17 protein-coding genes and 3 tRNA genes are annotated in these 17,786 nt (G+C 34.1%); 8 read left to right on the forward strand and 12 right to left on the reverse strand.

Annotated features, from left to right (window positions below):
• Window positions 1-17: 17 nt before the first annotated feature.
• The 5 genes from BQ5209_RS01175 to BQ5209_RS01195 all read right to left on the reverse strand — a co-directional run bounded on the left by BQ5209_RS01175 (window position 18) and on the right by BQ5209_RS01195 (window position 4,057).
• A complete protein-coding gene (locus BQ5209_RS01175; RefSeq protein ID WP_085246749.1) occupies window positions 18-824 on the reverse strand; it encodes a Cof-type HAD-IIB family hydrolase in 807 nt (268 codons plus the stop codon).
• Window positions 825-945: 121 nt separating this feature from the next.
• On the reverse strand, window positions 946-2,283 hold the full coding sequence (locus BQ5209_RS01180; protein WP_085246750.1) for a secretin GspD/PilQ domain-containing protein: 1,338 nt from the start codon (window positions 2,281-2,283) through the stop codon (window positions 946-948).
• Window positions 2,276-2,644 carry a hypothetical protein gene (locus BQ5209_RS01185; RefSeq protein WP_085246751.1) on the reverse strand — a complete coding sequence of 123 codons (369 nt, stop codon included), beginning with the start codon at window positions 2,642-2,644 and terminating at the stop codon, window positions 2,276-2,278. Before BQ5209_RS01185 ends, BQ5209_RS01180 begins: the two co-directional genes overlap by 8 nt.
• Window positions 2,644-3,117 carry a hypothetical protein gene (locus BQ5209_RS01190; protein WP_085246752.1) on the reverse strand — a complete coding sequence of 158 codons (474 nt, stop codon included), beginning with the start codon at window positions 3,115-3,117 and terminating at the stop codon, window positions 2,644-2,646. Before BQ5209_RS01190 ends, BQ5209_RS01185 begins: the two co-directional genes overlap by 1 nt.
• Complete coding sequence (locus tag BQ5209_RS01195) at window positions 3,107-4,057, reverse strand: PilN domain-containing protein (protein ID WP_085246753.1); 951 nt, start codon at window positions 4,055-4,057, stop codon at window positions 3,107-3,109. Before BQ5209_RS01195 ends, BQ5209_RS01190 begins: the two co-directional genes overlap by 11 nt.
• Window positions 4,058-4,261: 204 nt before the next feature.
• On the opposite strand from BQ5209_RS01195, the gene BQ5209_RS01200 reads away from it, so the two are divergent.
• The 4 genes from BQ5209_RS01200 (at window position 4,262) to BQ5209_RS01215 (ending at window position 5,418) form a co-directional block, all read left to right on the forward strand.
• A tRNA-Val gene (locus BQ5209_RS01200) sits at window positions 4,262-4,337 on the forward strand.
• A 35-nt stretch (window positions 4,338-4,372) separates the two neighbouring features.
• Window positions 4,373-4,448 (forward strand) — tRNA-Val (locus BQ5209_RS01205).
• 9 nt (window positions 4,449-4,457) lie between these two features.
• Window positions 4,458-4,533: transfer RNA gene (locus BQ5209_RS01210), tRNA-Lys, on the forward strand.
• A gap of 276 nt (window positions 4,534-4,809) precedes the next feature.
• Complete coding sequence (locus BQ5209_RS01215; protein WP_085246754.1) at window positions 4,810-5,418, forward strand: tetratricopeptide repeat protein; 609 nt, start codon at window positions 4,810-4,812, stop codon at window positions 5,416-5,418.
• A gap of 754 nt (window positions 5,419-6,172) precedes the next feature.
• Here the strand turns inward: BQ5209_RS01215 and BQ5209_RS01220 are convergent.
• The 4 genes from BQ5209_RS01220 to BQ5209_RS01235 form a co-directional block, all read right to left on the reverse strand.
• Window positions 6,173-8,128, reverse strand: coding sequence for a glycoside hydrolase family 3 protein (locus BQ5209_RS01220; protein WP_085246755.1), 1,956 nt, complete (start codon window positions 8,126-8,128; stop codon window positions 6,173-6,175).
• A gap of 450 nt (window positions 8,129-8,578) precedes the next feature.
• Window positions 8,579-9,130: a LysE/ArgO family amino acid transporter gene (locus BQ5209_RS01225; RefSeq protein ID WP_208609907.1), complete on the reverse strand. Its 552-nt coding sequence runs from the start codon at window positions 9,128-9,130 to the stop codon at window positions 8,579-8,581.
• A gap of 130 nt (window positions 9,131-9,260) precedes the next feature.
• The gene (locus BQ5209_RS01230; protein ID WP_208609908.1) at window positions 9,261-10,664 is read right to left on the reverse strand and encodes an APC family permease; all 1,404 of its coding nucleotides are present in this window, start codon (window positions 10,662-10,664) and stop codon (window positions 9,261-9,263) included.
• 68 nt (window positions 10,665-10,732) lie between these two features.
• Entirely contained in the window at window positions 10,733-11,143 is a 411-nt protein-coding gene (locus tag BQ5209_RS01235) for an OsmC family protein (protein WP_085246756.1), read from the reverse strand.
• 300 nt (window positions 11,144-11,443) lie between these two features.
• Between BQ5209_RS01235 and BQ5209_RS01240 the strand changes: the two genes are divergently transcribed.
• Window positions 11,444-11,701 (forward strand): TSUP family transporter, encoded by a 258-nt coding sequence (locus tag BQ5209_RS01240; protein WP_085246757.1) that lies wholly within the window; start codon window positions 11,444-11,446, stop codon window positions 11,699-11,701.
• A gap of 195 nt (window positions 11,702-11,896) precedes the next feature.
• On the opposite strand, the gene mltB is transcribed toward BQ5209_RS01240, so the two are convergent.
• Window positions 11,897-12,970, reverse strand: a complete 1,074-nt coding sequence (gene mltB / locus BQ5209_RS01245) for a lytic murein transglycosylase B (protein ID WP_085246758.1) — start codon at window positions 12,968-12,970, stop codon at window positions 11,897-11,899.
• Window positions 12,971-13,027: 57 nt separating this feature from the next.
• A complete protein-coding gene (locus tag BQ5209_RS01250; protein WP_085246806.1) occupies window positions 13,028-14,017 on the reverse strand; it encodes a 2-hydroxyacid dehydrogenase in 990 nt (329 codons plus the stop codon).
• Window positions 14,018-14,284: 267 nt separating this feature from the next.
• Between BQ5209_RS01250 and BQ5209_RS01255 the strand changes: the two genes are divergently transcribed.
• Together BQ5209_RS01255 and BQ5209_RS01260 are read left to right on the forward strand one after the other, a co-directional pair.
• On the forward strand, window positions 14,285-15,547 hold the full coding sequence (locus BQ5209_RS01255; protein ID WP_085246759.1) for an AmpG family muropeptide MFS transporter: 1,263 nt from the start codon (window positions 14,285-14,287) through the stop codon (window positions 15,545-15,547).
• A gap of 8 nt (window positions 15,548-15,555) precedes the next feature.
• Window positions 15,556-16,218, forward strand: coding sequence for an NAD(P)H-dependent oxidoreductase (locus tag BQ5209_RS01260; RefSeq protein WP_085246760.1), 663 nt, complete (start codon window positions 15,556-15,558; stop codon window positions 16,216-16,218).
• Between the two features lie 77 nt (window positions 16,219-16,295).
• Here the strand turns inward: BQ5209_RS01260 and BQ5209_RS01265 are convergent, their stop codons facing one another.
• The gene (locus BQ5209_RS01265; RefSeq protein ID WP_065585956.1) at window positions 16,296-16,481 is read right to left on the reverse strand and encodes a hypothetical protein; all 186 of its coding nucleotides are present in this window, start codon (window positions 16,479-16,481) and stop codon (window positions 16,296-16,298) included.
• A gap of 342 nt (window positions 16,482-16,823) precedes the next feature.
• On the opposite strand from BQ5209_RS01265, the gene trxB reads away from it, so the two are divergent.
• The gene (gene trxB, locus BQ5209_RS01270) at window positions 16,824-17,777 is read left to right on the forward strand and encodes a thioredoxin-disulfide reductase (protein WP_085246761.1); all 954 of its coding nucleotides are present in this window, start codon (window positions 16,824-16,826) and stop codon (window positions 17,775-17,777) included.
• The last annotated feature ends 9 nt before the right edge of the window (window positions 17,778-17,786 follow it).

A 17,786-nucleotide genomic window follows, 5' to 3' on the forward strand; every position in this document is an offset into this window, starting at 1 on the left:
TTCAATATATTTGTTAATTATAAGAATAGTTTACTTAAATAATGTGGTACTGCATCTTCAGCATTTGATCCAATCACCTCTAATTCTGGCAACAATGCCTTTAACTCTGAGCTACCGTTTTGCATTATACAACCTTTACCTGCAGCTTTTAGCATTTCATAGTCATTCATACCATCACCAAAAGCAATACTCTCTTTTAAACTGTAACCTAATTTTTCAACCACTTTTTTTAATGCACTGCCTTTAGACACATTTTCGGCCATCACTTCTAGGCAATTTAAAGTAGAAAAAGCGACGCTAATTTTATTGCCAAATTTTGCATCTAGTCGATTTTTTAGCTGAACCAGATGTGGATAAAGAGCATTATCTGTAGTAGTAAAATAAATTTTGGCTATATCATTGTTATCAAAGTCAAGTGGATTAAATAACTGATAAGTAAACTGTGTGTCTCGATAAAATTCTAATGAAAAGGTATCTTCTTTATTAATTAACCACTCGTCACCACGATATAAATGAGTATAAACTAAGGAATCTTCCATACTCATTTTAGCTATTTCACTTGCAAGTGATGGTTCAATACTTTGACTAAAAACTAAATGACCTTCACTATCATGCACCCTAGCACCATTTGACGTTATCATAAAAGCATCAATTTCCATATTTTCTCGCATTTGAGCAACATCAATGTGATGCCTGCCAGTTGCAAAAACAAAATGAATGCCCTTGTTACGAAGCGCTTGAAGGACTTGTTTAGTATAAGGTGATAAGCTATGTTCGGGAGTTAATAAAGTGCCGTCTAAATCAGAAGCAACAACATGCATAATATTCTCTACTTTTATAATAAATGGTAATAATAATGACTAATATAATATTCTTTAAAACAATCATTACTTATCAAAGCCAAGGCTAAAACAAGTTGAAAATATGATACAACTCCATTAGCATTTACTCAACCAATTGTGGCGTAATAAAAATAACTAATTCTCGTTTTTGTTGTTTTTTGCTGTTATGTTTAAATAAATTGCCAATAATTGGCACATTGCCTACACTAGGAAATTTTCGTTGACCGTTGGTGGTAACTTGTTGAAATATCCCTCCTAATACTACTGTTTCGCCATTTTTTATTTGAACTTGTGTTTTGATTTCTTGCGTATCAATTGCTAGAGCTTCACCACCATCGCTACGTTTTATTGAGCGGCCAGCTGTATTTTGTGTAATATGTAAATCTAAAATCATGCGATCATCAGACAGTATTTTTGGCGTTACTTCTAGCCCCAATACCGCGGGCTTAAATTCAATTGATGTCACCCCATTACTACCGCTAGAAACTTCGTAAGGAATTTCAGTACCTTGTTTTATTGAAGCCATGTTTTGATTAGCGGTAAGTAAATTCGGACTAGCAATAATTTCAAGTTGATTTTCAGATTCGAGCGCAGATAACTCTAAATTAAGTAAATTACCCGAGAGTTTAGCTAAATTAAAACCCAGAGTAGAAGTGGGGTGACTCGCCCCTAGCCCTATATTAAACTTATCTAAAAATTGTGATGATTTTCCTGAATATCCCCATTTAATCCCCAACTCTGACATACTTTCATCGCTCATGGTAACAATATGTGCTGAAATATGCACTTGAGGTATAGGTTTATCAAGTGTTTTAACTAACTTTTCGATATGAGTAAATTGTTTTGCTAAATCAGAAATAATAAGTGAATTGGTCCGTTTATCAAGTGAAACCCTCCCCCTTTCTGATAATACCCCTTGCTGTTGAATCATTTCAACTAAGGTCGTTGGATCGGCATGATTAATAGCTATAGATACAGAATTAAGCGGTTGCTTTAATTCTTTTCCTTTTTGTTCTAATTGTTGTTTTTGCAATAAAATTTCTGGATCTATCGCTTTAGAAATAAACAAAATATTATCGTCAATTTCAGCTTGTAAATTTGCAGAGTCTAATATGATCTTTAGCGCTTTATGCCAATTGACATTGTTAAGCTTGATGGTCTGTTTCATTGGCAAATCGTCTGACATAACTAAATTCATCTGCTGACTATCAGCTAATGCCTGCAAAATAATTGCAATGTCGGTTTGGTAAAATGTCATTGAGATATTTTTTTGCTGTTTGACATTTGATGATTGATTTATATTTGCATAAGCAGCATTTAAGCCAATTGTTACAAATATAAAGACTATAAAGCCTAACAAACTTATTTTAGCGTTAATTAATTTGCTAATATATTGTTTGAACCATTGATACGTTTGATTTGTACGATTTTTATTATTCATTTAACAACATTGTCCATGACACATTATTATGACAATAATCGGGTAAATCTGCCTGCCACATAATTTTATCGTTTAGTACAGATTCTACAGACCAAGGAAATAAAACATTTGGTACCGCATCATTGGTTATTGCTAGCCACTGATTATCAGATATTAGCCAAATCTGTTGATAATAATCATCAGGTTGTTTCATAACCCCCTTAAAATGCCAAACTTGAATTTGTTCAAGCAGTAATGCTATTTGTTCACTACAGGAAACAGAGTAATTTTGTTGAAAAGGATCTCGTTCTAAAGGCATATAAGCCTTTAACTCAAAACAGATAGCAAACAATAATCCAATGTACTTATATATACAGTGCATCACTTCATATCCTTTTTAAACAATAAGGTAAATATGATCTGTAGCTGCTGTTCTTGCTTGCTAATTTTTAGATTTTGAAAATCAAGATAATAAAAATCATCCGTCAATGATGAAATTAAAGTGATAAAATTCCAAAATTGCCCCTCTAATTCAATATCCCAATTAACCGTATTATCCATTTGATAATGTTTAAAGGAACGTAATACAAGATTATTTTTCTCAATCGCCTGAGCCAGTTCTTTTTCTGTTATTAAACTATATAAAGTATTTTTACTTGTCTGATAACGATTTACTTTTGCCTGTAGCAACTCTGTTTGAATAATTTTTTGCTGATATAACTTTGCCTTTAGCATAGCTTGTTGCTGAATATCTTTAATAAAAAGGAGATAAACGATAACAAAAAGCATCAAGCAACATAAAATACAAAACATATATTGTTGCCAAATTGGGCGATAAAAAAATTCACTGTTCATTAAGTTTTATTTCCATTTCAAAAAATAGATTACTTTTATTGGATGAGATAGTCTTTATTTGGCTTTTAGTGATATTTTCTAGTGTTAACAAATATTGATTAAAATTAGTTATCTCAACATAACTAAAGCTTTTTCCCTCAATTGTTAATTTTTGTGGTTCATAATAAAAAGACTCGAGCCAAATTAAGGAAGGCAATTGCTTTGAAAGTAATAATAACAATTGCTGAATTTGTTTTTGGCTTAATGATGGATTAGGCAAATCATTGGATAATTTTTCGGTTAGATTTTGAGCCACCTCTTGCTGGTGTAACAATTTTTTATCATAAATTTGTAGATCATTGCGTGCTTGTATCCACAAATAGCAGAGCGAACAACCAATTATACCAATAAAACCGGTAACCACTCCTACCAGTTGCCGTTGACACTTAGTTTGTTTTTCTTGTCGCCAGGGTAAAAAATTAACTTTAGTATTTTCAAATCGACAACCCAAAAATGTTAATAATAGTTCATACTTTTTGAAAAGATTAATCCAATTATCAATATAATGGCGTTCAATTATTATTACCTTAATTTGTTTTGTTTGCTCAGCTGAATAAACAAAATCAAAAAATACACTTTTAGCTGGCAATTGAAATAATTTATAAATGTTTGCTTCAATATACAAAATCAATTCATTTACATTTAGCTTTACATCAGGCAAAGTTAGTTGTTGCACTTGAATCAAGCTGCTATCAAAATTAAGCTCAAATTCAGCATGCACAGAAATTTTTTTTCGTAACCCATCAATAAAAACATCTAAATCAGTTGCATTTTGATAATTAAATGCAATTAAATCTTTGCTAGTGGTTGCTATAGCATTTTGCTTAACTGCATTGACTATCTTATAGTGTAAAGTTGTAAGTTTCACATCAATAATAATGCGATCTCTTTTAAAAATCATGATGGATTATCATCTAGTTTCTGATAACTGTATGGCGTAATCATAAACACAGTTTCCAAAATAAAAGCGACAGAAACTATTTTTTGTGAACTATTACACAAAAAATGTTTAAAATTAAACCGAACAAAGCAGGTTTTAGAGAAATTTTAAAAAAAAAGGTTGACTGAAATAAGACGTGCCTTATAATGCACATCCACACGGTAAGGGTGATTAGCTCAGTTGGGAGAGCACCTCCCTTACAAGGAGGGGGTCACTGGTTCGAACCCGGTATCACCCACCAATCTTTACCGTGAAGTTTCGTTAATGAAACGCTTGGGGTGATTAGCTCAGTTGGGAGAGCACCTCCCTTACAAGGAGGGGGTCACTGGTTCGAACCCGGTATCACCCACCATCTTCAGATGGGTCGTTAGCTCAGTCGGTAGAGCAGCGGACTTTTAATCCGTTGGTCGAGCGTTCGAATCGCTCACGACCCACCATTTTAATAGCACCTACACTTAATCGTTGAACATTACTTAATCTAAACAAAAAAGCGATGATGATGCCAACGTTCGAAAAATTCGTCTAGAACGAATTTGAACAACACTTAGTGTTAGTCCCTACTAAGAGAGTAAGACACACAATATGCCGAATAATCAAGCTCACGCCCCTCCATTTCATAACACCAATTTTTAATCAATAAACAATGCAATTAATTACGCTATACTAAACAAATACTATAAAATGATTAAATTATTTATTTTTAAGGAAATCGTATGCTAAAATTTCTTGCAAAATTATCACTAGTTTTATGTTTTAGTATTGCTGCTAATGCTGATCAACAAACATTATTCGATTTTTATCAGGAATATCAAAAAGCAACCGAACAAAATGATCCTCAAGCGCAATATCATGTGGGCCTTATGTATGCTGATGGCTCATATGCTAAAAAACGTCAATTTAAAGGTATTGAAGATGGTTTTGAGCAACAACCAAAAGCACAGTCTGATTATATTAAAGCAAAAGAGTGGTTTGAAAAAGCGGCCAATCAAGGTCATATTGCTGCTCAACACAGCTTAGCCTTATTGTACTATAACGGGCAAGGAACAAAGCAAAGCTATGCAAAAGGCATTGAGTGGGACATAAAAGCGGCTAAAAAAGGAGATGCAATTGCTCAATATACATTAGCAACGCTCTATTACAATGGAACTGGCGTAAAACAGAACTATTTTAAAGCCAAACAATGGTTTACTAAGGCTGCTGAACAAAATTATTCTGATGCAAAAGAGCTCTTAACTGTTGTAACCAAAAAGGTTAATGCCATTGTAGCCAAACAACAAGCGAAGAAAAAACAAGCTATTAATAATGATTGTGGCTGTGGTTAATATTAAATAAATGACAAAGTGCCACTTTATTAGCATCAACAAAATAACAATATATAGAATAATTCGATGCATCAAAGAGTTAAATCATAATCCAATAGATGTAATGATATATTCCATCGCAAAACAGAAGCCTGCTGTTTAACACTCTCCATTGATATTGGATAAGACAATTGATCAATTATCAAATAATCTTTTTAATCAAAAATAAAAAAACACCTATACAGAAAAGCTTTACTTTCAACAAACTTGTAAATATGTCGAAAACATCCTTTAATAAAACAATTACAGCTAGTAAATGTTTAATAATCCTTAGAAAAATGAGAGGTAGGCATAAGCCGTGATAGTAGTTATCACTTCAAACAACACTATCAGCAAGGTGATCAACTTACGTTGCAACAAACAAGTCATAAAAACCGATAAAGAAAGACGAGTAGAACCACTTTTTGAATAAGTTGTTTAAAAAACAATTCATTGCGCAAAGTTCATGATGAAATACAGATTCAACACTCAAGTTACTTATGTGCATAAATAATTATCCAAGGCGACTTTTGCTAAAGTATATCTCCCCCAAAAACGATTAATTGCGACAGATATGCACAATACAAATATTTGGTAAACTAAGTTCGGCGAAAAATTACCAGTCATGTAAAAGCAATTAGAGAGTCTATTTTACTCATCGGACGCACGTTTTACTAACATGAAATCCGATGAATAATAAGTGATTGTCAGATTAAGTTTGAGCTAAAATATATAATTAATGCATTAAACCATAACCAAGCGGATAGAGTGCTTTCATGTCGTTTGGTAAATCTGACGCTTGCTGTTGCACGCTATCCATTGAATCGGGTAATGAAAATGGCATTTTAGCTAAATAAGGTTTGTTATCAAGTAATCGATCAAATAACACCTCATCATTGACCCCAAAATTAGCAATAATCGCACTAGCATATTGTTTTAAAACTGTAAGAACAGCCGGTCTATCTAAATACACGGTAACAATGATGGGATGCCTTTTACTTGCTTGTGCGATAAATTCAATATCTTTATCATTAGATGGAAATGCCAATGATCCTTCATGATGTTCTAAACCAAAAAAGTAACCTTTATGGTTTTGTTCATAAGGCGCATTTATTCGAACTACAACAACATCAGCTTGATCTAAATCATCAACAATATTAGCTTTATTCTTTAAAAGACTTTTAGTATCTGGCAAAAATCCATATAAATAGATTTTGTTATTAGGATTTAATGGTAACATTTTTTGTGTATTTTCAAGTAATACCAGCGAATTATATTGAGCCTGATTTGCCACTTTTTGAAAATCTTTATTGCCAACAAAACTTGTTTTGCTTAGTTCGACATATGGTGTTTCAAATTGACCTAAAGAAAACTTTTGCATCAAAATAGCCAACACTGCGTTATCGATGTCTTTTTCAGCAATTTTTTTGTTTTTAACAGCAGTGACAATAATTGAGCTATCACTCACACCTCCAAATTGTTGAACTCCTGCTTGAATGGCTTTAATAAAACGTTGCTCTTTGGTCAGATTTTCAACGCCCCATGGCATTCCTTCTACTTTGGGTTTAACACCTAAAGGGGTACCATTGACACAAACTTCATTACAATCACTCGTAATATTCCAATCACTCATGATAACGCCTTTAAATTTATAGGTGTCACGTAATAAATCTTTTAATAAAAAAGAATTAAATCCACCACCAACTGCATCAAGTTTATGATTATTTATTTGAGCATTTTTTAGTATAGAATAAGTCGGCATAACACCAGAAACATTTGCTTCAAAAGCGCCAGTAAATGGAATAATATGTTCTTTCAAACTATTTTTTTGTGTGAAAAGTGCATATTTACCATAAGCACTATGACTATCAAAACCATTTTCGGCGGCGCCATACCCCACCCAATGTTTAACAACAGCGGCGACACTTTGTGAATTTAAACCATCTTTACCTTGCATTCCTGAAATATAACCTCTAACCATCTTTTTACTTAATTCAGGATTTTCACCAAATGTACCTTCAAAACGAGCCCAACGAGGTTCAGTACCCAAATCTGCCATTGGTGATAATGCTTGCGTTATCCCTAATGATCTATACTCTTGTCGAATTATATTGCCATATTCATTAATATCTTTTTCACGACCAATAGCCGCCATTCCTAATGTGCCAGGCCACTGGCTAAAACCACTTTTTATGCCTAATTCATTGCCATAATAAAACGTATTTCTAGGATCAACGCTGATCGTTAATGGAATGGATAAACGAGAGGATTCTGCTATTTGTTGTAATTGATTATTTTGCTCTGCAAAATCCTTAGGATTAACCTCTAATCGGGTAATAAAGCTATTAACCTTATCATTCAAAATTAAAGCGGTTAGTTTTTCAAAATCGTATTTATCACCACGTCCAATTTCATTGTTTAAACTTGGCGCATTACCATGCATCATTATCCCTGCTTTTTCTTCTAATGACATTCTTGAAAGCAGATCCTGTGCACGTTGTTGTGGTGATAAACGCCAATCCTCATAAGGCGTTAGTTTTCCATCTTTATCCATATCCTTAAATTCAAGGTTATCAACAATAACTTTTTTTAATTGATGACTTTCAAGTTTGATTTGGTCAATAGCAAATAACGGACTTGTTGTTAGAACAGCACTAATTAATAGCGCTGGTTTTAAAATATTACTTTTCATCTTATTATCCTTAAGTGATCTATGACACATTTATTATTAATATTAAATTCTTAAAATAGTTGATTTGAATACATAGCAACAAATCATCTTATAATTTCTGCTATAGCGAATTAATACCTCGCCTTTTTTGCCTTTATACAAAACAAAAAAACCTAAACACTTTGTTAACCAAAATGTTTAGGTTTTGCCTGTATCGTCAATTGACGATATAGTAACAATCCAAATTTATACCATGTAAACTAACATTAATAAGATAAAGAAGATATCCTATCTTTTAATTTGTTGATGTAATTGTGAGAAAAGTCACATTCTTAATTGATATGTTATTTAATAACTAATGATGAATTAATAGTTTTTTATCGCAATACACTTCAGCGCGAATTAAAAATCAGTCGAAACATACACTATCTTTTTGTCAGTAATATACATGGCCAACTTACAAATTTTTGTTTAATTTTTATAAATCACATAAATAATTAATCGGTAAGCGATATAGAACATTACAGTACCAACAATGCAATCCAATATAACCCACATTCTTTTTTGTCTAAATAACGGTGTGAGTAATCTTGCCCCATAACCAATACTAAAAAACCAGATGAATGAAACGCAAACCGCACCAATCAAAAAAGCGAGTTTTTGTTCACTGGTTAACGTGCCAGCAATTCCCCCCACTATAACAACAGTATCTAAATAGACATGAGGATTGAACAGTGTGATCGCCAAAGTTGCTAGTACAACTTTTAATAAGTTGTTATTGTTAGGAACTTGTGATTCGATTTGCATACTACTTGTGCCTTTAATTGCATTTTTAAACGCACAAAAGCCATACCAAACTAAAAAAACCGTCCCTAATATCGCGAGTATATTAGTAATTAAAGGATTGCTACCAATAAAGGTACCTACCCCAAAAATACCCACAGACATCAAAGCAAAATCACAGATAAAACAAATTGCCGACACACAAAAGATATGATTTTTTAATAACCCTTGCTTGAGCACCAATAGCAATAATTAGACTGGCTGAAATTAAAGCGCCACGTAATATTTCTGATAGCATTTTTGTTATAATACAAAAATAAAATAGTAAAACATTAATAATTAATCAATGATATCATAAGCTTTCAATAAATTAATTGAATTTATTACTTTCTAACCATCGTAATTGCGCTCGATCTTTGTTTAAATAGAGAATAATCACACCTATCGCTAACCAAATAATACCGACCATCTTAGCATCATTATCAATATGAAATAATACGGGTAATAGCACAACAATACCAATAATAGGCATAAAAATATCTAAAATCCATGAAAGCCAGCCTTTGCAGCCTTTTTTGAACTTAAAATAACCGATGACAGATAAATGTAACATAATAAATGCAGTTAATGCGCCAATATCAACAAATGACACTAACGTTGGTAACCCTTGTGCATTATTCGCAGCAATAACTACTAAACATAAATTAAATAAAGCAGCAAATAAAATAGCCATTGTCGGCACACCGCTTTTTTTACCCACTTTAGCAAAAACTGGAGGTAAACGCTTATCACGCCCCATACTAAATAAAAGGCGACTTGCTGCGGCTTGTCCAACCATTGCAGCAAATGATGCACCAATGGCTTTCATTAAACTTAGTGCCCATCCTAACCATAAGTTAATTTCTTGATTAACAATATTATAGTAAGCTTTACCTTGTAGTTCGGGATGACTACGCAAATAGTCTGAGCTATAAGGATTAAGTAAAGCTCCAACATAAATTTGTACCACAAATAAACAACCGGCTAAAATTAAACAGCTCATAATCGCTTTACTAACTAAATTATGGTGGCCGCTATTTTCTTCAGAAAAAGTAGCAATAGCATCAAATCCCAAATAAGATAGTACAGCAATAGACACTGCATTAAATAGATTGCTCCAACTGAATAAATTACCTCCAACAAAAGGTTGCAACCAATCTTTGCTACTCTCACTGGTTATTATTATCCACATACCAGTAGATAACACAGCAAGCAGGACAATAATTTCAATTATTAGTATGATCAACGTGATTTTGGCCGACTTTTTGGCGCCCATTAAATTCAGCGTGGTAGTTAATATAACGGCCACACAAGTCCATACCCATATTGGTACTTCTTGGACCAAGGCATTGAACGATATGCCACTAAATAAGTAAGCAACAGCCGGAATAAACATATAATCAAGTAGTAACAACCAGCCGACTAAAAATCCAGCATTAGGATGGATACCAATAGAGCAATAAGCGTAAACGGCGCCCGCATGTGGTAAAGCATTTGCCATTCTAGCATAAGAAAATGCAGTAAATATCATCACCAAAGTGGCTACTATATAAACTAAAGCAACCGCACCATCACTTATCGCATCTAAAACGCCAAATAATCCAATAGGTGCTGCTGGACCAATAAAAAGCAATCCCAGTATAACCAAATCTCGGAACCGCATATTTTTACTTAACTGTTGCATAATCGTTTTCGTATCATAATCATCAATAAAGTAGAATATTAAATGATTCATAAAAAACGCACTAAGATCAGCTTGTTATTAAGTTATAATTATTTGTTATAAGAAGATATTTAGTGATGCTATCTCACTTCATAGGTATACGACATTTTTGCGGTCTTACCTAACATGATAGAAGCACTACAATATTTTTCTGAAGCAAGTTTCACCGCTTTTTCAACTGCCTCGCTATCGATATTAATACCAGTAATCACTATATGAAAATTAATTGATGTATAAACTTTAGGAGAAGATTCGGCTTGAGTTTTATCAATCTCTATCCAAAGATCGCGAACATCTTTTTTATTATTTTTTAAAATAGCGATAATATCGTAAGCCATACAACCTGCTGCACCATGTAACAAAAGTTCCATAGGACGAGCGCCACGATTGCGACCGCCATGTTCAATACCGCCATCCATCACTAATGAATGCCCACTTGCAGTTTCACCTAAAAAACCAAAATCATCAATCCACTTTAAACGATCTTTCATTATTCGCTCCTTTCAATTTATCTTTAAACTTTTCATTCGTTACAATTTACGCAATAACATAATCGTTTTTAAGCATTCTGTCATCTTTTGACCTATTACTTTGTGATTAAACTTGATAACAATTTTGATTTATTTGCAAATAGATCCATTGGTTTATTGTAAGTAACTCAGGTAGAATAACCAAATTGTTTGCAACAAACATCTTTGTAAATATAATTAGAATCAATTATCTAGTCGTAACTTTCACTTAACAAACAAATAGCCAAGTTGTTCGCTTTATCACTATTTTAAGGATTGAATATGATTTTTGAGTTTGTCATCTTTCTTAGTATTGGCGCAGCTGCAGGATTATTGGCCGGTATGTTTGGTGTTGGTGGCGGCGTTTTAGTTGTGCCATTTTTGCAACGATGTGGGGTTGATATGCGTAAAGCCATTGGATCCTCGGCCGCTTTCACTGTACCTGTTGCCATTGGTGGTGTCATTGGCTATATCATCGCCGGTTGGAATAATCCACAATTACCAAACTACTGTTTAGGTTTTATTTACCTGCAGCCTTAGTGATTATGCTAGCAAGCATCCCATGGTCAAAGTGGGCGTGCAAATTGCGCAGAAATTATCAATTAAAAAATTAATCAGATTTTTTGGTCTATTTTTATTATTGCTCGCAATCAAATTAATCATGTCTTAAACATTATTGGATATAAAAAAGGCCACAAAAGTGACCTCATAAATCTTGATACCAAGTATCAATGACTATCTTGCATCTTTAACTGCCAATCCTAATTGCCAAACGGCCATTGCATAATGTGTGCTGTGGTTATAACGAGTGATAACATAAAAGTTTGGTAATCCATACCAGAATTGGTAACGATCACCCATATCAAGACGTAATAAATTCACTTGTGTATGCCCATCTAATGAGCTTTGTGGTTTTAATCCAGCTTTTGCCAATGTTTTAGTTGAGTATTTAGAGCTGAAGCCGGTATTAAGCAATGGAGCTTGACCATCAGCCATTACCGCAACTTTTTTACCTCGTTGCCAACCATGTGACTTAAAGTAGTTAGCCACACTACCAATAGCATCAACAGGATCCCATAAATCAACATGACCATCATGATTAAAATCAATAGCATATTTCCTAAATGCTGACGGCATGAATTGACCGTATCCCATTGCTCCTGCAAACGATCCATATAAATCGAATGGATCCACACCTTCATCACGGCACATCACTAAAAAATCTTCTAATTCGTTAGAAAAATATTGCGCCCGTCTTGGATAGTCAAAGGCAAGTGTCGACAGAGCATCAATCACTTTAGTTTTACCCATTACCCTACCCCAGCCTGTTTCAACACCAATAATGCCTACAATAATTTCTGGCGGTACACCATATTCATTATAAGCACGTTGTAATTCTTTTTCGTATTGGTTCCAAAAATCGACCCCACGAGGAAGATTGCTCGGCGTAATAAATTTATTTTTATATCGAATCCAAGCGCCATTCGGCAGCGTTGATGAGTTAGCTTTTGGTGCTTGTTTATCCATTAAATTAATAACCCAATCAAGTTTATTGGTTTGTCCAAGCACTGTGCGAAGCTGCTGCCGATTAAAATCATGTTTACTGACCATTCTATCGATAAACTTTTCTTTATCAATAGCTAATCGAGTGCTAATAGTTTGGGATGGATTGTGATCTTTTTCAAGATAAACACCACCTTTGACATTGGTATGTCCACGATGTTCTTTCATTGGAGATGTTGAAGATCTCTCATTACTACAAGCTGTAAGCAATAAAATTATGCTAATAAAAATGGCAATACGCTGCATACAAAAAACCATATCTTAAGTAATTAAAGAATCGACAACATCATAAGATATTTATTATTATTTAACAATATTCGGACATGCTTTGCCTTCTGATATTTGTTTAATGTTATTTAAAGTTGTATCCGAAATATTCAATAATGCTTCCTGCGTTAAAAACGCTTGATGACCAGTAAAAATAACATTATGGCAAGAAGATAAACGACGGAACACATCATCTAAAATAACATCGTTAGATTTGTCTTCAAAGAATAGATCACGCTCATTTTCATAAACATCCATCCCCAAAGCGCCTATTTTTGATTGTTTTAATGCATCAATAGCAGCTGTTGCATCAAGTAACGCCCCTCGGCTAGTGTTAATAATCATCACACCATCTTTCATTTTTTTGAAAGACTCTTTATTCAGTAAATGATAATTTTCAGGTGTCATTGGGCAATGTAGCGTAATCACATCGGATTTTGCATATAGTTCATCTAACTCAACATATTGCGCGCCTAATTCAACCGCAATATCATTAGGATAAGGGTCATAAGCAAGAATATGCATACCAAAACCTTTTAAAATACGGATGACTGCTTGACCAATTTTTCCTGTACCGATCACACCAGCAGTACGATTATGCATATTAAATCCTGTCAAACCATCTAACGAAAAATTAGCATCACGGGTACGTTGATAGGCCTTATGGGTTCTTCTATTTAGGGTCATCATTAAAGCCACCGCATGTTCTGCAACAGCTTCAGGTGAATAAGCTGGGACACGAACAACGGTAATGCCCAATTTTTCGGCTTCGGCTAAATCAACATTATCAAACCCAGCGCAGCGAAGTGCTAAAATTTTAATGCCATAGCCTGCTAATTTTTGTAGCACTTTTTTATCTACTTCATCATTAACAAATGCACAAACCGCATGATAACCTTGGGCAGTAACAACCGTTTTATGGCTCAGTTTATGTTCATAATATTCAATATCGAAACCAAACTTTTTGTTGGCTATTTCTAAATGTTCTTTGTCGTAATGCTTACTGCTAAAAACAGCAACTTTAATTGAACTTTTCATCTTACTGAACCCCTCTTGGTAATTAGTTAATTTTTTAACTGGTTATTGGCGTTAATTTTATACGGAAACACATAGTTTCCTGAAACTTTTTAACAAAACCTAACTAAAATAATAAATTTTTAGCTTTCAATATAACTTTTTTATGTTGAAAATATGACTGTAGATAAACGGTTTATATTAGCTTGCAGAATTATTTTTAATATGTTGTATGGTATGATAACACTTTGCTAAAAAACTAACCAATAAAGTTAAATAATGAATAATGTGCAAAATTCACTTTTAAAAACGATTTTTACTACTAAAATGCTGATCTGCATTTTTACCGGTTTCGCCTCTGGGCTGCCTTTTTATTTATTATTACAACTATTACCTGCTTGGTTAGAAAGTGATGGTCTCAATATTAAAACAATTGGTGCCTTTTCATTAACACAAACGCCCTATATTTTTAAATTCGTCTGGTCTCCCTTTATGGATAACATTTCGCTTTTTAATTTAGGGCGGCGACGTGGTTGGATGCTGGTTTCTCAGATTATACTCATATTTTCAATTGCGATATTGGGATTTTTTTCACCCTCGTTAAATATTTGGTTAATTGCAACTATCTGCTTTATTATTGCGCTATTTTCAGCCACACAAGATGTCGCATTAGATGCCTTTAGACGGGAATTATTACTTGATAAAGAGCTAGGGTTAGGTAATAGCATTCATACTAACGCCTATCGCGTTGCAGGTTTAGTACCGGGATCATTATCACTGATATTATCAAATACCCTACCGTGGAATAGTGTTTTTATAGTGACCGCACTATTTATGTTACCTGCTATTATTATGACTCTACTAGTAAAAGAACCAATTAGCCTATCACCCAAAAATCACCATATTGAAGATATCATCATTAAACCATTTAATGAATTTATTACTCGAAATGGACTTAAAACGGCAATACTGATTTTAACATTCATCTTTTTATATAAATTAGGTGATAGTATGGCGACCTCTTTAGCCACGCCTTTTTATTTGCAAATGGGTTATAGCCGATCGGACATTGGTTGGATTGCTAAAAACGCCTCGTTATGGCCAAGCGTATTTGGTGCATTAATGGGGGGAATTTTGATGATCAAAATAGGCATAAACCGCGCACTATGGTCTTTTGGCATTGTACAAGTTATTTCAATTTTGGGTTTTGCTTGGCTTTCGATAGAAGGACCTTTTACAGTCATTGGGACATCTCAAAAAATGTTATTAGCCATAGTAATTGGTTTTGAATCACTTGGCGTTGGTCTTGGTTCAGCCGCTTTTGTTGCGTTTATTGCAAAAACAACCAATCCCCTTTATACCGCAACCCAATTTGCTTTATTTACAAGTATTGCATCTGTCCCAAGAACATTAATTAATGCTACAACAGGTATTATGGTTGAATATTTGGGATGGACAACATTTTTTAGTTTATGTACGATTCTTGCTATTCCAGGTATGCTATTATTATTTAAAGTTGCCCCATGGAATATCAAATCTTAGGAGAAAATATGGATAAGTTAACCCAAGCATTCAACTTTAGACATGCATGTAAAAAATTTGATGACACAAAAAAAATTAATAATGATGATATTCAATACATTTTAGAAGCAGGTCGACAATCTCCTTCATCATTTGGCATGGAGCCATGGCATTTTGTGGTTGTTGACAGCAACAAAATAAAAGCAGAATTACGTAATGTTTGCTACAATCAAGAACAAGTTACCAGTTGTTCACATTTTGTGATTGTGCTTTATCGAAAAGCGAATAATTTTACATTACAGAGCGATTATTTACGACGAGCAATTGCGCGCACTTTACCCGATCCAAATAATCAAACGTCTATTGATATTGCCTGCCAAGCATTTATTAATTTTTGCGAACAAGGGCTTGCTGATGGCTTAACTATCAATCACTGGTCAGAAATGCAAGATTACATTGCTTGTGCCAATATGATGACTGCAGCGGCATTTCGCGGTATTGATTCATGTGCTATTGGTGGATTCGATCACGATAAAGTGATAAAAATACTAGAAAAACATATTCCACAAATTGGTGAAGAATCATTTGGGGTAGGGCTTTGTTTAGCTTTTGGTTATCGAATCAATGAACCAGTAGCGCATATACGTTGGCCACTTGCTGATTTAACGACGTATCTCACTGATAATCACTAAACAAATTTAACAATTTGCTACCTTCAATCGCCACATGGCGAATGAAGGTGGATATAAATAAAAAACAGGCAAAGTTATTACTCAATTGATTGATAGAGCGCTTCGGCATCAGCAGAAGCTGAGTCCATAATAAAAGCAATTCCAGATAAAATATTACCAATTTGAGGATCGCTGACATTTTGTTGTACCGAATTTAAAATCTCTTGCGCCCAATTAATTTTTGTAAGTACTGCTTCTACACTTTCTTTTGAAGGATTATTCATAGCATCTCCCCCGTTTTGTTAGGATGTCAAATAAATCGATAAGCAAAAATACATTATCAGATAATAGAAAAAGGAATTTAAGAATAAGAAAGGAACGTATTTTATACGCTACAAAGCAAAAATAAAAACCAATATCGTTTTAAAAATTACAACTAATTTTAAAATAAATGAAAAGGAAAAGATAACCCGATTATTTAACCTTAATAAAGCCTATTGCCATTACCTATTGCTACAATAATCAATTTTTTTGCACGATAAAGATTGATAATGTTAGACTTACTGCCAGAAATTGAGCTAGTTTTGCCTAAAGTTGCCAAAATTTAAAATAAATAAGGATTTAAAATGAAAACCAAACATGCACGCTTATTAATACTCGGTTCTGGTCCAGCAGGTTATACCGCAGCTGTTTATGCCGCACGCGCTAACCTTTCGCCGGTGTTAATTACTGGAATGCAACAAGGTGGACAACTGACAACAACAATGGATCTTGAAAACTGGCCAGCAGGTGCACCTGATTTAACCGGACCAGAATTAATGGTCAAAATGAAAGAACATGCCGAAAGATTTAATACTGAAATTATTTTAGATCAGATCGATCGCGTTGATTTTAGTTCTAAGCCTTATAAACTTTTTGGTAGTGAGACTGAATATAGTTGTGATGCCCTTATTATTGCAACTGGCGCATCAGCACAATACTTAGGTTTACCGTCAGAAGAAGCATTCAAAAGCAAAGGCGTATCTGCGTGTGCAACCTGCGATGGTTTTTTCTATCGCAATCAAAAAGTTGCCGTAGTGGGTGGTGGTAATACCGCGGTTGAAGAAACGCTGTATTTAGCCAATATTGCTAGCGAAGTCCATTTAATTCACCGTCGAGATAGCTTTAGAGCTGAAAAAATATTAATGGATCGCTTGGATCAAAAAATTAAGGAAGGTAAAGTTATTTTACATACGCATCGCATTATCGACGAAGTACTTGGCGATAATATGGGCGTGACTGGCGTTAGGATCCGCAGTACACAAGATCCCAATATGACCGAACAATTATCGGTTTTAGGCGTATTTATCGCAATTGGTCACAAACCAAATACCACCATTTTTGAAGGTCAACTTGAACTAAATGGGGGCTATATAAAAGTACAATCAGGCACACAAGGCAACGCCACTCAAACCAGTGTCGAGGGAATTTTTGCTGCTGGTGATGTGATGGATCATATCTATCGTCAAGCAATCACGTCAGCCGGTACGGGCTGTATGGCAGCTTTAGATGCTGAACACTATTTGGATAACTTAAAATAAGCAGTAAAA

The organism is Gilliamella mensalis, assembly GCF_900103085.1.
In the GTDB taxonomy this organism is placed as follows: Bacteria; Pseudomonadota; Gammaproteobacteria; order Enterobacterales; family Orbaceae; genus Gilliamella; species Gilliamella mensalis.